The organism is Pseudarthrobacter linnaei (assembly GCF_055412825.1).
Window position 1 is genome coordinate 1 of the sequence record NZ_JBVAYX010000028.1, and the last position, 14,194, is coordinate 14,194.

Genomic DNA, 14,194 nt, shown 5'->3' on the forward strand with positions numbered 1-14,194 from the left:
GGGCAAATTCATTTCCTCATTAAGCGTCGGAATAACCACGCTCACCGAAGCCCTCGGTGAGGCGGAAACTCGCTCGGACGACGAATTCGGGACCAGATTTGAAATAGACAAAAGCCTCACCACTTCATGAAATTTAGGACGCCAAAGGCGTGGCCCTTAGCGAATGAGAACCTGGCGGACGAATTCAAAGACGTCCGTCGAAATTATTTGCCCCCGAACCCCAGCGACCACTAACGGTGGCTTTGCCTTGAGCCTAAAGTTCACCCAAAGTTGTGTCACGAGTGGCAAACACTTGGTTGTTGGATCCCTCCGGCGCGAGACTCCCATACCTCTACTTGGGTCTTCGGGGCGGCCTACTCGGGAACTACGAGCCGTTCTTCAACGGTGTACTCGGTCGGCAAAAAACGGTGCCGACATTCGTTGAGTTGCGGCGCTTTTGTCCTGATACTGGAACCGCACGCCGCGCCGTTGGCAACGTCCAGAGCCGGCGCACCAGCCAAAGCGGAGTTGCCAGGCGGCTGCGCGTTCAGGGGAAACGGGATTCTGGGTGCTGTGCCGCTGACACCCGGGAGGCAAGCCGCAGAGTCCATGACAGCCCTTTCTCCGCGAGGAAAGACAGACGAGAAACTCAAATATGGAAATGTACCCCGAGGAATCATGGCAAGATGTCCGCCGGGGGTTGCTTCGAGGAATCAATCGGTTTTGTCCGGATTGCCGGCTGGGGTTTCGGGCTCTGTTTAACGGAACGTAGACTCGGCCCATGTCTGGTCCCGGGGGAACACGAACAGTCCGCCGTGCGGCGGCACTCATTGTTGTCATCCTGCTGGCCGGCGGCCCGGCCGCCTGCGCCTACGATGGCGACGGCGACCCGCAACCAGCGGCGGCCGGGCAAGGCCGCCGATCTGCATCCACCGCCCCTGCGAAGGACCCTGGAGTTCTGGGGGTGGAAGCGCGCAACTACGCCGAGCTGCACCAGCGCCTGGCGGAGGCACCCGGGTCCGTGCTCTTGACCGACGCCGGCCCGGCTGACGGTCCTGGGGTCGGCTTCCGCAAAACGGCAGCCGTGATGACGGCCGGGCCTCACACCGTCACCGCGGCGTGCGTGGGCACGCCTCAAACCCAGATATTCCTGACCCAAGACACCAAGAGCGGAACCGAGCACACTGTGCTCGAAGTCGATTGCTCGGGAGCCCACACGCAGATCGTCCAACTGCAGAAGGGGTACGTTGGCGCCCACGTGACCCGCCGCGAGCCGACCGGCGCCTGGACCGGGGCCGTCGCCGGAATCGTAATCACCGTCCAGTGAGGCCGACGACTCCGCAGCCGTCCCTCAGACGATCCGCGCCAATGCACTTGGATTGGCGCCGCTGGATGCCATCACGCCGGAATACGCGCGGTCACCAGCAGGTCTCCGACCTGGCAATCCAGCGCCGCGCAGACCGCCGTCAGCGTGGAGAACCTGATCGCCTTCGCCCGGTCGTTCTTGAGCACGGACAGGTTCACCAGACTCACCCCGACCTGCTTGCTTAGTTCCGTCAGGGTCAGGCCACGCGCCTCCAGGAGTTCATCGAGGCGGCAGTGAATGTCGGAGGAATCGTCCGCCGGCATCAGACCAGGCCTTCCGTGTCTTTTTGAAGACGCCGGCCGTACTGGAAGACGCCGGCGACAAGCATCAGGACTAACCCCAGCGCTAACGGGGCGATATTGAAGTCGGCCGAGAAGCTATGGGACTCCCCCGGGGTGCGCGCGTTGGCGCCGATAATCTCTGCCAGCCTGCCGCGTGCAATGGCGTCAAGTATCTGTCCTACGGTCCCAAACGAGGCGAGGACGGCGCCGCAGGCACCGACGATCCATGCGGATCCGGGCGTGAACAGGTTCTCGCTCCGCAGCCGGTGAGCCAGCAGGAACACGAGTGCCAGGACGGCCAGGAAGCCGACCTGGTTCAGAGTGGCGGCCCAGGCCAGGAGTGCTCCAGGTCCGGGTGGCAGCGCCGGGAGGGTTGCGTCCACGGCAGTGAAGTGTCCGGTTATCCCGGGCATGAGGCCCGTGGCGGTGTGCTGTGTTGTGGCTACGGGAAGTGTCAGGGTTACAGGCCCCCGGGTGTAGCCGATAAGGCCGGAAACAGTCATCACAGTCGTGGCGGCAGCCGCGGCCCCGGAGGCGATCATGAGCGCGACGGCGTCCGCTTTGGAAACGAACTTCTTCCGGCCGCTCTGTGGCCGGATGACAGCGTTCGTCAGCTTCATCATTCCTCCAGTGTTTATCGATAGTCGTTATTAACGACTGTCGATAATCTACCCTCTCAGCAGCCATCGGTCCAGTCTGGCTGGTCCTGCCGACGGGGCTCGCGCAGAGATGCGAAGGCCCCGCCGTTACTGACAGCGGGGCCTTCTCATTGGTGGTTCGTGCCGGTTCAGTGCTTATCTCGGCGTGCCGCCTTACATACCGGGCTGGTCAAACCGCTGGCCCTCCGGCTTCGGCTCCAAGACAGTGAAGACGAGCAAGATGATGCCGCCAACGAACGGGACCAGCACGAGCAGGTACATCCAGCCGCTGAGGTTCGCATCGTGGAGCCGCCTGACCGTCAAGGCCAGGGACGGGACGATGACCGCCGCGAACCAGACAACGGCCAGGATAAGCCCGATGGCCATGCCGGGGCCCGGAACGCTGGTGCCATCGCGACCGATTGTCGCGCCGGCAGACCCACCCACCAGCATGATGCCGTTCAGCACCATTGACACGATGAAGGAAACCAGCGCCCACCACCAGTATTCGCTCCTGCTGGCCCGCCCGGAGAAAGTAGCGTACTTCGCGAAGAAGCGCTTGGCGGCAGCCGGGAATGGCGCACCGTAATACGGGGCCCAAAGGGGCGGTTCCCCGCTCTGCCAGGTTTGCGGCTGCGTCTGCTGCGGCGTCTGCGGCGGCGAGTATTGCGGATAGCTCAAGAGGTTCCCCCATGGAATTAGAGTGACGTAATGGCTCTAGAGTGACGCCATTGACTTTAGAGTGACTTAACGACTTTAGAGTGACGTAACGACCTCATCGTAAGCTCAGGCCGGGTCACTTCAGTGTTCTCACGGACGAAGTTCGCTTCGACCTTCCGTGCTGTAGAACACAAACGAGGGGCAATCCGGCCCGGCAGCGACTCCGCTCCTGGGAGTGTCCGTGGGGCAAGGCTAAGCGCCGGGGACTTTCCGGCATGAAGGCGCCGAACGGGCCGAGGTCATGCCGCTTCGAATGCCAGCAAGGACATGCTGGACGCTTTTGGGGAAAACCATGAATATTCTACGCACCGCGCTGATGGCTTCCCTGGCTCCTCGGACGCGGTCGGCGAGCCGCATTTTGCTGCAGCTGGAGGTGGACCCAAACGCCGCAGGTGCGCCTCTCTTCGGCGGCCTTACGCCCAGGAGGCGGAGTTCCGCGAACCAGGGCAACACCTTCGGTGACAGGGCCGTTAGCTCAGGAGGAAACGGCGGCGGCGAGGGCTGCGACTAGTGGGGATATACCCGGTCCCGACAGGGGCATCCTGGAACCCGCACTGGGGCCCGCCCGACCGCTCAGGATTCACGCCGGACAGCCAGAGCCTGCTGGAAGTGGATGGGCAGTGCCAGTTGCACCGGCGAGGCACCGACCGGCTCGTCGAGCAGCTCGTTGATCGAGGTCTGCCCTTGCAGTTCAGCAGTCAGTTGTGTGTCCATCCCTCGAGCCTATGTGCAGGCGGCGTCCGGTCCGTCGAGGGACACGGGACGTCCCGGATCAGAGGACCTCAGACTCAGTGTCTGCGACGGGGTCGGGACTGTTCCCGGGCCGTGTGCTGGGGTGATCCAGCCGCCGGTTGCGCTGATGCCGTAGGTTCTGCCGGGTGTTGGTTGCAGTCCTGGCAGAAGACAGTATCGGCAAATTCACCGCAGCACTGGCAGCGATGCTCCAAGGACCTGGCTTCAAGTACGTAGCTAGTCATGGGCCTATACTCCTCCGGCCTTCCCCGCGCGAAACCAGTAGCCTGTACTTGTTTCCCGGGCTCGACTACTTGGGTCAGAGGACCACAAGTCAGTGAGGGGTCCCGGGCAGGTCTCGCGTTGGCTGGAGCCTCTACCTAGTTGGCCTCGACCGGCAGGCCGGGTTCCCCTGCGGTGACAATCGTCTTCACGTCAGTTGAGGAAATCCTGGTTGCCAGTTCCCTGACGACTGCCTGGAGTTCCTGCCGCAAGACATCGGGGTCGATGGAGGCGGCGGCGAGGACGGATCGCTCCATGTCCGCGGCTTCAGCAACTGCCTCGCGGCCCCGGTCTGTCAGGGACACGACATGGCTGCGGCGGTCGGAGGTGCTCCGCTGCCGGGAGATGTGGCCGTGGGCTTCCAGCCGGCTGAGGGTCTTTCCCATGGTCTGCGCCTGCACGCGCACCAATTGGGCAAGTTGTGCCTGGGTCATGGGTCCGTTGACGGACAGCACTTCCATGGCGATGACCCCTGCATGCGTCAGGCCAATGGCCCCCAATTTTTCGTTCCAGGAGTGTTCAACAAGGCGTGCTGCCGTGGACAATAGGCGCCCAGTGGGCCAGCGATCCATATCAGGCATACCCAAGAGTATAGCGAGCGTGGGATTCGGCGCTGCCACCGACGCTCATTAGGCTGGTATTTCGCCACCCTGGGACCAGCGGAGTCCACCCCGAGAAGGAGCACAACTTGTCTGAACGACTCATCCCCGGTGATACGGCGCCGGCATTCACGCTGCAGAACCCGGAAAGGCAGGACGTCTCCCTTAAGGACTTCCGCGGCCGCAGCACCGTCGTCTACTTCTACCCGGCTGCGTCCACCCCGGGGTGCACGAAGCAGGCCTGCGATTTCCGGGATTCCCTGGCGTCGCTGCAGCTGGCCGGCTACGAGGTGGTGGGCATTTCCCCCGACCCCGTCGACAAGCTCGCCAAATTCGCAGCCGCGGAAGGGCTCAGCTTCCCCCTGCTGTCAGACCCGGACCACACCGTCGCCGAGGCCTACGGGGCCTGGGGTGAGAAGAAAAACTACGGCAAGACCTACCAAGGCCTGATCCGGTCCACGGTCGTGGTCGACCCCGACGGCCGGGTCGCCGTCGCGCAATACAACGTCCGGGCCACCGGGCATGTCGCCAAACTCCGCCGGGACCTCAAAATCGACGTGTAGTCGCATTCGTTCACCCGCCGTGGGTGATGCGTGCAGGGTTTCAGCAGTCATACATTCACGGAAGGTCCGGGTCCCTCTGGCGTCGCGGAATAGAGTACGGCGCTTGAACTCGTCGCGGAGCTGGTGCCGCAGGCTGTTGGTATGGCGGCCAGTCCGCTCCCGCTGATCGCGGTGTTACTGAAGATCCTTTCCCCGGATGGCCGGGACAGAAGCATTGGCTTTGCCGTGGGCCGGGTCCTCGCGGTCCTGGCGACGGTGGGTGCGATGGCGGGTCTGTCCGAATTCGCCACCCAGGGGGCAGGCGGCACGCGCATGGGTCAGCCGTCCGCCTCGTGCTTGGCGTCGTTCTTGTCCTCCTGGCACTCTCCAAGCTCCGTTCGCGGCCTAAAGACGGCGCCGAAACGGAAACGCCCGGCTGGATGCGGGCCCTGGACGGCATGCCGCCCGCCCGGGCCCTGCGGACAGGATTTCTGCTCACCTATACGGCGATCGCCACGACCACCGTCGTCATGCCCGTGACGGCATATCTCATCATCGGCGCCCCCGTGCGCGCGGTACTGGAACCCGTCCGGACCTGGCTGATTCGGCACTACAACATCATCACGGCGGCAGTGCTCGCAATCATTGGCGCCGTCATGATCGGCAAAGGCCTCGCAGGCCTCTAGCTGTCGTTCATTTCCGGGTGGACTCCCGCTCTTCGTGATGCACGGGCGGACGTTCCCTGTCCTGCGAAATGTACAATGAAGGCTGGCATCCGCCCTCGACGGTCTTAGGACCCGACAGATGACGGTGTCCCGCGCGAGTGGTGGAATTGGCAGACACGCAGGATTTAGGTTCCTGTGCCTTCGGGCGTGGGGGTTCAAGTCCCCCCTTGCGCACACTAGAGAGCCCCGGTCTTCGGACCGGGGCTCTCCCTGTTAACCTGCCCCATCTGCGGCAATTCATGCGCCCAAAAAGAAACTTCATCCTGCACCCATCCGTTTCTCCGGACCCCCCGAATACCCATTGAGACACCAACCAAGGGTCGGTGCCCAAACAAGTCGGAAAAGGGCCAAAGCGGAAACAGTTCGCCACTGGCAACGATCGGCACAACAAAGGAGAAATCGAAATGCAGACCATCAAGCGCACGACTCTTTCCGTTGCAGGAATCGCTGCTGCAGCCATGCTCAGCCTCACGGCCTGTGGCGGAGCAGCCACCACGTCACCCGCCTCCTCGGCTCCCGCCGCCACGCCGATGGCATCGAGCATGGCACCGTCGCCGTCCACCAGTTCGGCAGCAGCCATGGACCCGGCCGCCAACCTCGTCGGGGCAGGCTGTGCAGGCTACGCCGCCCAGGTCCCCAGCGGCGCCGGCTCCGTCTCCGGAATGGCGCTCGACCCGGTAGCGGTCGCGGCGTCCAACAACCCGATCCTCACCACCCTGACCGCCGCGGTGTCCGGCAAGCTCAACCCCAAGGTTGACCTGGTGGACACCCTGAACGGCAGCGAGTTCACGGTCTTCGCGCCGACGGATGACGCTTTCGCCAAGATCGATGCCGCCACGATCGAAACGCTGAAGACGGACGATGCCCTGCTCAGCAAGATCCTGACCTACCACGTTGTCCCGGGCAAGATCAGCCCGGACAAGATCGTCGGCACACACGCCACGGTCCAGGGTGGTTCCGTCACGGTCACCGGCACCAAGGACGCCCTCAAGGTCGACGACGCCAACGTCGTCTGCGGCGGCGTCATGACCGCCAACGCCACTGTCTACATGGTCGACTCCGTCCTGATGCCCAAGTAGTCAGCAACAAGCGCTCCTGCTGCGGTTCCAGCCTGACTCACTGGACCAATTGGGAGAATCGAAGGCCCGCACCGGTGGTGCGGGCCTTCGTTTTGTCCCCTTCGGGGTGCCGGCCGCTTGGCCTGCGTATTGCCGCGGCGGGCCTGCGTCCGGGCCCGGGCTGGCTCACAGCGGGCGTCCGGGCAGGTCAACTACAATGGCCCTGTTCCGCAGCCGGCGGTCCATCCAGTTCCCCGAGGTGATACCCGAGTGCCCAAACGTACAGTGTCCAGCCGTACCGCGCGCCCCAGCGACGCCAGCCCAGCGCGGGCCAACGGACCGCGGACGCGTGCAGTGCGCCGCATCGCAGCCGGATTCGGTGCTGTGCTCCTGATGCTCCCGCTCGCCGCCTGCACCGGCGCCCCCGGACCGGGCCCCGGCTCGGCCAGTTCCACTAATGCCCCGGCCGGCTCTACCGACGCCGCCCCCAGCGCCGTCTTCACCTTCGGCACCGCCTCGCAGCCGCTCGGGCTGGATCCCGCCGTCGTTTCGGACACCGAGTCCTACCGGATCACCCGCCAGGTCCTGGAGGGACTCGTCGGTGTCGACCAGACCACCGGAGCGCCCACGCCGCTGCTGGCCACCGAGTGGGCGTCCAGTGACGATGGCCGCGCCTACACCTTCAAGCTCCGGGAGCAGGTGGCTTTCCAGGACGGCACCGCCTTCGACGCCGCGGCCGTCTGCAGCAACTTCAACCGCTGGTTCAACTTCCCCGACACGCTGCGGCAGCAGGCGCCGGGAACAACGTTCAAGGGCGTCTTCAAGGCCCACGCCGACCAGGCGTCCCTCTCCATCTACAAAAGCTGCACCGCCCTGGCCCCGGACAACGTCAGGATCGACCTGACCCAGCCCTTCACCGGGTTCCTGCAGGCCCTCACCCTGCCTGCCTTCGCCATTTCCTCACCCCAGGCCCTCTCGTCCCGGAACGCCGACCAGCTGGACCAGACCCGCGACGGCCAGCCTGTCTCCGCCTACGGGCTCCACCCGGTGGGAACCGGCCCCTACGTTTTCAGCGCCTGGAACCCGGACAGCATCACACTCGCCAGCAACAAGGACTACTGGGGTGACAAGGGCCAGATCGGCACGATCAACTTCGTCACCTACGACCACACCCAGACCCGGATGCAGGCCCTCCTCGACGGCAAGATCGACGCCTATGACACGGTGACCGTTGGCAACTTCGACCAGCTCGTGAAGCGCGGCCAGCAGATCATCCAGCGGGATCCCTTCTCCGTCATGTACCTGGGCATGAACCAGGAAGTGCCCATCCTGCAGAACCTCAAGGTCCGCCAGGCCATCGAAATGGCACTGGACAAGGACACCCTGATCCGCAGGTTCTTCATTGACAACACCGCACAGGCGACGCAGTTCGTCCCGCCCAAGCTCAGCGGTTTCAACAACAATGCCCCGTCCCTGGGCCACAACCCCGCCAAGGCCAAGGAACTGCTCACCGAGGCCGGCTACCAGGGCGAGGAGCTGAAGTTCTACTATCCGCTCAACGTCACCCGGCCCTACCTCCCGACGCCGGAAAAGGTCTACGCGGAAGTCAGCAAGCAGCTGACCGCCGTCGGGCTGAACATCAAGCCGGTGCCGGTCGAATGGTCCGAAGGCTACCTCCAGCAGGTCACCTCCCCCGGCGACCACGCCCTCCATCTGCTGGGCTGGAACGGCTCCTACGCCGACCCGGACAATTTCGTCGGGCCGCTCTTCGGCGAGAACACCGGCGAGTTCGGCTACCAGGACCCGCAGGTCTTTTCCAAGATCGCCCGGGCACGCGGCCTCCCGGACGGCAAGGATCGGACGGAGCAGTACCAGACCATCAACGCACAGATCGCCGCCACGGTCCCCGCCGTGCCGATCGCCTTCCCCATCTCGGCCCTTGCCTTTTCGGACCGTGTGCTGAAGTACCCGGCGTCGCCCGTTCTGAATGAAGTTTTCACGAAGGTCGAGCTAAAGCCTTGACGGACGGAGCCAATTTCAGTAAGAGGGTGGTCCGGGGATATTCTGTGACAGCCAGACCCGCTGCTATCGGAGACTGATTGTGACTTTCATTTCCAAGACCCAACATGCCGACGTCGTCCTGATTGGCGGCGGCATCATGAGCGCCACGCTCGGCGCATTCCTGAAGCAGCTTGAGCCGAACTGGACGATTTCCCTGTTCGAGAAGCTCGACGAGCCGGGTCTGGAGAGCTCCGGTCCCTGGAACAACGCCGGCACCGGACACGCCGCACTGTGCGAGCTTAATTACTCCCCCGCAGCCAAAGACGGCTCGGTGGACCCCGCCAAGGCAATCCTCATCAACGAGCAGTTCCAGCTGTCCCGCCAGTTCTGGTCCCACCTTGTGACGAACGGCATGATCGGCTCCCCCAAGGGCTTCATCAACACCGTTCCGCACATGAGCTTTGTGATCGGCGAGGACAACACCAAGTTCCTGCGCGCCCGCTATGAGGCGCTCAAGCCGAACCCGCTGTTCCGCTCGATGGAATACTCCGAGGACCACGCCCAGATCGCCAAGTGGGCCCCGCTGATCGTCAAGGGCCGCGACCCTAAGCAGCGGATCGCCGCCACCCGTGCCGCGGAGGGCACCGACGTCGACTTCGGTGCCCTGACCCGGGAGCTGACCAGCTACCTCGGGAACAACGGTGTGGAGGTCAACTACGGCCACAACGTCGCCGGGATCAAGCGCGCGGCCGACGGCGGCTGGGATCTTTCGCTCAAGCACCCCCAGTCCGGCGAGCACGGCTCCATCCACGCGAAGTTCGTCTTTGTGGGCGCCGGCGGCGGAGCCCTGCACCTGCTGCAGGCTTCCGGGATTCCGGAAAGCAAGGGCTACGGCGGTTTCCCGGTCTCGGGCCAGTTCTTCCGCTGCACCGACGAGACACTCGCGGTCCAGCACAGCGCCAAAGTCTACGGCCAGGCCTCCGTTGGGGCCCCGCCCATGTCAGTCCCCCACCTGGACACCCGCTTCGTCAACGGCAAGCGGTCCCTGCTGTTCGGCCCCTACGCCGGCTTCTCCACAAATTTCCTGAAGAACGGCTCCTACCTGGACCTGCCGCGTTCCATCCGGCCTTCCAACATCATCCCGATGCTGGCCGTGGGCAAGGACAACATGGACCTCACCGCCTACCTGATCAAGGAAGTCGCCAAGCGGCACGGCGCCAAGGTCGAGGCCCTGCGCGAATACTACCCCGCCGCGCAGGACGGCGACTGGGAACTCATCACCGCCGGCCAGCGTGTACAGATCATCAAGAAGGACCCGAAGAAGGGCGGCGTGCTCCAATTCGGCACCGAAGTCATCGCCGGCCGCGACGGATCCATCGGCGCCCTGCTCGGCGCCTCCCCCGGCGCGTCCACGGCGGTGCCGATCATGATTGAGCTGCTCCAGAAGTCCTTCCCGAAGCAGTTCAAGGGCTGGCAGCCCCGGTTCAAGGAGATGATGCCCGGCTATGGCATCAAGCTCAACGAGAACCCGGACCTCGCCGCCCAGCTCGAAGCCGACACGGCCAAGGCACTGCGGCTGGAACCGGTCAGCGCCAAGCGCGACTGACGCCCGCTCCAGGTTGCGGCCGGTTTGATCCCTTGCAAGCACGTCCGTCAACCCATCAGGAGACCTTGAGATGTTCCGGCTCGCAAAGCTGTCACTGGCCAACCGGGCCCTGATCGCGCTGGTGACCGTCTTCGCGTCGGTCTTCGGCGTGATCACGATGTCCTCGCTCAAGCAGGAGCTCATCCCTTCCATCGAGTTCCCGCAGATCACGGTCCTTACATCGATGCCGGGCGCCTCCCCCGAAGTCGTGGACAAGCAGATCAGCAGCCCGCTGGAGACGGCGCTCAAGGGCGTGGAAGGGCTGGAGTCAACGTCGTCCACCTCGCGCAACGGCGTCTCCCAGATCAGCATGGTGTTCACCTATGGTTCGAACCTGGACCGTGCCCGGAACCAGATCGACCGTGCCATCTCAAATGCCAAACGGTCGCTGCCGGACGACGTCCAGCCCCAGGCGATCGCCGGTAGCATCAGCGATTTCCCGATCGTGTTCCTCGCCGTCTCCTCGGACAAGCCGCTCAGTGAACTGAACGCCGATCTGGCCCGCCTCACTGTCCCGCGGCTGCAGAAGCTCGACGGCGTCCGCGGCGCCGAAGTGACCGGCGGCGCCACGCAGCACATCAGGATCCTTCCCCGCCCCGAGGCCATGGCGGCCTCCGGTGCGAGTATCCAGTCGATCAGCCAGGCCCTCAGCAACAACGGTGCACTGGTTCCGGCCGGCACCATCGAGGAGCAGGGCAAGACGTTGTCGCTGCAGATCGGCAGCCCGGTCGATTCGCTCGACGCCATCAAGGCGCTGCCACTGGGCGGGACCAGGACCGCCGCGACCATTGGCAGCGTGGCCGACGTCAGCATCACCGAGGACGCGCGCACTTCAATCACCCGGACCAACGGTGCGGAAACCCTGGCCCTGTCCGTCACCAAGAAGCCCGAAGGTGACACCGTGGGCACCTCCAACGCGGTGAAGGACTCCATCCCCGAATTGGAGGCCGAGCTCGGTTCCAATGCCCGGTTCACACCGATCTTCGACCAGGCACCGTTCATCGAGAAGTCCATCAAGGACCTCACCACGGAGGGCCTGCTGGGGCTGGGCTTCGCCGTCGCGGTGATCCTGGTCTTCCTGATGTCCGTCCGCGCGACGCTGGTCACAGCCGTCTCGATCCCGCTGTCCCTGCTGATCACCTTCATCGGGCTCTCGGCCACCGGCTACTCGCTGAACATTCTGACCCTGGGCGCGCTGACCATCGCGATCGGCCGCGTGGTGGACGACTCGATTGTGGTGATCGAGAACATCAAGCGGCACCTGAGCTATGGCGAGGCGAAGATCACCGCGATCCAGACCTCCATCCGGGAGGTCGCCGGTGCCATCACGGCCTCGACCCTCACCACCGTGGCCGTCTTCCTGCCGATCGCCTTCGTGGCCGGACTGGCCGGTGAGCTGTTCCGGCCGTTCGCCCTGACCGTCACCATCGCACTGCTGTCCTCGCTGCTGGTCTCCCTGACCATCGTGCCGGTACTGGCGTACTGGTTTCTGCGGAACCCCGCCGACAAGGCGGGCGAAGCCCGGGACGCCACAGCACAGCAGACCTCAGCCCGGGAAATTGCGGCGAGGGCCCATGAGGCGGAGCAGCGCACCCTCCTGCAGCGCGGCTACCTCCCGATCCTGACCAAGACGCAGAAGCACCCGGTGGTGACCCTGATCGCGGCCGTGCTGGTCCTGGGCGGCACCGCCGCCATGACCCCGCTGCTGGCCACCGATCTGCTGGGCAACTCCGGCGAAAACAGCATGACCGTCCGGCAGGCGCTCCCCGCCGGCACCAGCCTGGCCGAGGCCAATGCCTCAGCCGTCAAGGTCGAGGAAGTCCTGCGGGAGATCGACGGCGTCAAGGACGTGCAGGTCACCACCGGCAACGCCCAGACCGGTTTCTCCGCACTGCTGTCGGCCGGGGCCTCGAACTCCAGCTTCACCGTCGTGACGGAGGAAAAGGCGAACCAGGGCAAACTCAAGGACACCGTCCGCAGCAAGCTTGCCGGCATCCCTGATGCCGGCAAGCTCACGGTTGGCTCGCAGCAGGGCGGCTTCGGCACGTCCTCGACCGTGGACATCACCCTCAAAGCTGCCACCACATCCGATCTCCGGACCGCGAGCGATGCCATGGTCCAGGCCATGGAGGGCGTCCCCGGCTCCTCCGAGGTGGCCACCAACCTGGCCGCCAACCAGCCGGTGGTGCAGGTCAGGGTGGACCGGGCCAAAGCCGTCGCCGCGGGCCTGAGCGAGGAACAGGTGGCCGGGGTGCTCGCCTCGACCCTCAGCCCCATTCCGGCCGGAACCGTGCGGATCGACACCAACGACTACCCGGTCCGTATCGGCGAAGGCACCCGCTACACCAGCATCGACGCTGTCCGCCAGACCCTGCTGCCGACGGCGGCGGGTCCCGTGCCGCTGGCGAGCATCGCCTCCGTGGAGCAGGTCGACGTCCCCGTCTCCATCACCGCCAGCAACGGCCAGCGGACCGCCCGCGTGTCCATCACGCCGTCGGGCGCCAACCTCGGCGCGGTCAGCACCGAAGTGCAGGCCCGGCTCCAGACAGTCCAGCTGCCGCCCGGCGTCACGGCAGCGATCGGTGGCGCCACGACCCAGCAGGCCGAATCCTTTTCCCAGCTCGGCCTCGCCCTGCTCGCCGCCATCGCGATTGTCTATGTCATCATGGTGGCCGCGTTCAAGTCGCTGATCCAGCCGCTCATCCTGCTCGTCTCGGTGCCGTTCGCGGCCACCGGGGCCATCGGGCTGCTGCTCATCACCGGCGTGCCGCTGGGCCTGCCCTCACTGATTGGCATGCTGATGCTGGTGGGCATCGTGGTGACGAACGCGATCGTGCTCATCGACCTCATCAACCAGTACCGCCAGCCGCAGAACGGAGAACCCGGAATGAGCGTGGCGGACGCGATCACCCATGGCGCCCGCCAGCGCCTCCGGCCGATCCTGATGACCGCGCTGGCCACCGTCTTCGCGCTGACGCCGATGGCCTTGGGGCTGACCGGCGGCGGGGGCTTCATCTCGCAGCCACTCGCCATCGTGGTGATCGGCGGCCTGATTTCCTCCACCGCCCTCACCCTGGTCCTGGTACCGGTGCTTTACCGCCTCGTGGAAGGACGGCGCGAGCGGAAAGCCCTGGCCAAGGCCGGTCCGGTTGCCGGTTCCGGAAACGATGCCGACGCTGATGCGGGCGTCGCCCGTTCCCGTGGCCGCCGGGCTGCCCCCGGGGCCGTCCCCGACGACTTTCCGGATGACGTACCCGACGACGCACGGGTCCCCTCGGGCTCGCGCTAGCGTCCGCGGGTCCGCGGCACCCGTCAGATCCTCGCCGCCCTGCGGCGGCGCGGGGCGTGGGTGCTGTCTGGGCCGACCTCGCAGGCGGCACGGGCCTGCCGGCCGCTGCCGTTAATGCCCGGGTGAGTGGCCCGCTGGGGAGAGGGGCCGGCGACCGGAACCATCACCATAGTGCCGGGAAGGCAGGTCTTCCCCCGCGCGGGCGCCAATCGGGACGGTGATGTCGTTGGCCCGGAAGTTGCGGCCGGCGACGCTGACACGTCAAAGCCGGGATGAGGTGTTCGTGGAGTCGGCGTTCATCATGTTGAGACCGTCCGAGGCCATGGTTCCCGATGGC

12 protein-coding genes and 1 tRNA gene are annotated in these 14,194 nt (G+C 65.1%); 8 read left to right on the top strand and 5 right to left on the bottom strand.

All coding sequences use genetic code 11. From position 1 onward, the window contains the following. The first annotated feature begins 760 nt into the window (after positions 1–760). Positions 761–1,306 (top strand): hypothetical protein, encoded by a 546-nt coding sequence (locus ACZYZ3_RS17155; protein ID WP_463965010.1) that lies wholly within the window; start codon positions 761–763, stop codon positions 1,304–1,306. Between the two features lie 71 nt (positions 1,307–1,377). On the opposite strand, the gene ACZYZ3_RS17160 is transcribed toward ACZYZ3_RS17155, so the two are convergent. From ACZYZ3_RS17160 to ACZYZ3_RS17180, 5 genes are all read right to left on the bottom strand, one after another. Next, the gene (locus ACZYZ3_RS17160; protein ID WP_463965011.1) at positions 1,378–1,608 is read right to left on the bottom strand and encodes a helix-turn-helix domain-containing protein; all 231 of its coding nucleotides are present in this window, start codon (positions 1,606–1,608) and stop codon (positions 1,378–1,380) included. Then, positions 1,608–2,249, bottom strand: a complete 642-nt coding sequence (locus ACZYZ3_RS17165; protein WP_463965012.1) for a hypothetical protein — start codon at positions 2,247–2,249, stop codon at positions 1,608–1,610. The genes ACZYZ3_RS17160 and ACZYZ3_RS17165 overlap by 1 nt, the downstream gene beginning before the upstream one ends. Positions 2,250–2,438: 189 nt before the next feature. After that, positions 2,439–2,945, bottom strand: coding sequence for a DUF805 domain-containing protein (locus ACZYZ3_RS17170; protein ID WP_463965013.1), 507 nt, complete (start codon positions 2,943–2,945; stop codon positions 2,439–2,441). Positions 2,946–3,557: 612 nt separating this feature from the next. After that, the gene (locus tag ACZYZ3_RS17175) at positions 3,558–3,698 is read right to left on the bottom strand and encodes a hypothetical protein (protein ID WP_463965014.1); all 141 of its coding nucleotides are present in this window, start codon (positions 3,696–3,698) and stop codon (positions 3,558–3,560) included. Positions 3,699–4,096: 398 nt separating this feature from the next. Further along, positions 4,097–4,570 carry a MarR family winged helix-turn-helix transcriptional regulator gene (locus ACZYZ3_RS17180; protein WP_463965044.1) on the bottom strand — a complete coding sequence of 158 codons (474 nt, stop codon included), beginning with the start codon at positions 4,568–4,570 and terminating at the stop codon, positions 4,097–4,099. Between the two features lie 116 nt (positions 4,571–4,686). Here ACZYZ3_RS17180 and bcp point away from each other — a divergent pair, with 116 nt between their 5' ends. From bcp to ACZYZ3_RS17215, 7 genes are all read left to right on the top strand, one after another. Next, positions 4,687–5,160 carry a thioredoxin-dependent thiol peroxidase gene (gene bcp / locus ACZYZ3_RS17185; protein WP_463965015.1) on the top strand — a complete coding sequence of 158 codons (474 nt, stop codon included), beginning with the start codon at positions 4,687–4,689 and terminating at the stop codon, positions 5,158–5,160. Positions 5,161–5,492: 332 nt separating this feature from the next. Then, entirely contained in the window at positions 5,493–5,825 is a 333-nt protein-coding gene (locus ACZYZ3_RS17190; protein WP_463965016.1) for a GAP family protein, read from the top strand. A gap of 131 nt (positions 5,826–5,956) precedes the next feature. Continuing rightward, positions 5,957–6,038: transfer RNA gene (locus ACZYZ3_RS17195), tRNA-Leu, on the top strand. A 230-nt stretch (positions 6,039–6,268) separates the two neighbouring features. Next, a complete protein-coding gene (locus ACZYZ3_RS17200) occupies positions 6,269–6,943 on the top strand; it encodes a fasciclin domain-containing protein (RefSeq protein WP_463965017.1) in 675 nt (224 codons plus the stop codon). A 372-nt stretch (positions 6,944–7,315) separates the two neighbouring features. After that, positions 7,316–8,944: an ABC transporter substrate-binding protein gene (locus ACZYZ3_RS17205; protein WP_463965045.1), complete on the top strand. Its 1,629-nt coding sequence runs from the start codon at positions 7,316–7,318 to the stop codon at positions 8,942–8,944. A gap of 79 nt (positions 8,945–9,023) precedes the next feature. Then, complete coding sequence (locus ACZYZ3_RS17210; protein ID WP_463965018.1) at positions 9,024–10,529, top strand: malate:quinone oxidoreductase; 1,506 nt, start codon at positions 9,024–9,026, stop codon at positions 10,527–10,529. 70 nt (positions 10,530–10,599) lie between these two features. Then, on the top strand, positions 10,600–13,857 hold the full coding sequence (locus ACZYZ3_RS17215; RefSeq protein WP_463965019.1) for an efflux RND transporter permease subunit: 3,258 nt from the start codon (positions 10,600–10,602) through the stop codon (positions 13,855–13,857). Positions 13,858–14,194: the final 337 nt, after the last annotated feature.

Bases quoted from the DNA above. Each gene is read 5' to 3' on its own strand.
- ACZYZ3_RS17155 (WP_463965010.1), top strand. From the start codon at position 761: ATGTCTGGTCCCGGGGGAACACGAACAGTCCGCCGTGCGGCGGCACTC.
- ACZYZ3_RS17160 (WP_463965011.1), bottom strand. From the start codon at position 1,608: ATGCCGGCGGACGATTCCTCCGACATTCACTGCCGCCTCGATGAACTC.
- ACZYZ3_RS17165 (WP_463965012.1), bottom strand. From the start codon at position 2,249: ATGATGAAGCTGACGAACGCTGTCATCCGGCCACAGAGCGGCCGGAAG.
- ACZYZ3_RS17175 (WP_463965014.1), bottom strand. From the start codon at position 3,698: ATGGACACACAACTGACTGCTGAACTGCAAGGGCAGACCTCGATCAAC.
- ACZYZ3_RS17180 (WP_463965044.1), bottom strand. From the start codon at position 4,570: ATGGATCGCTGGCCCACTGGGCGCCTATTGTCCACGGCAGCACGCCTT.
- ACZYZ3_RS17200 (WP_463965017.1), top strand. From the start codon at position 6,269: ATGCAGACCATCAAGCGCACGACTCTTTCCGTTGCAGGAATCGCTGCT.
- ACZYZ3_RS17205 (WP_463965045.1), top strand. From the start codon at position 7,316: ATGCTCCCGCTCGCCGCCTGCACCGGCGCCCCCGGACCGGGCCCCGGC.
- ACZYZ3_RS17215 (WP_463965019.1), top strand. From the start codon at position 10,600: ATGTTCCGGCTCGCAAAGCTGTCACTGGCCAACCGGGCCCTGATCGCG.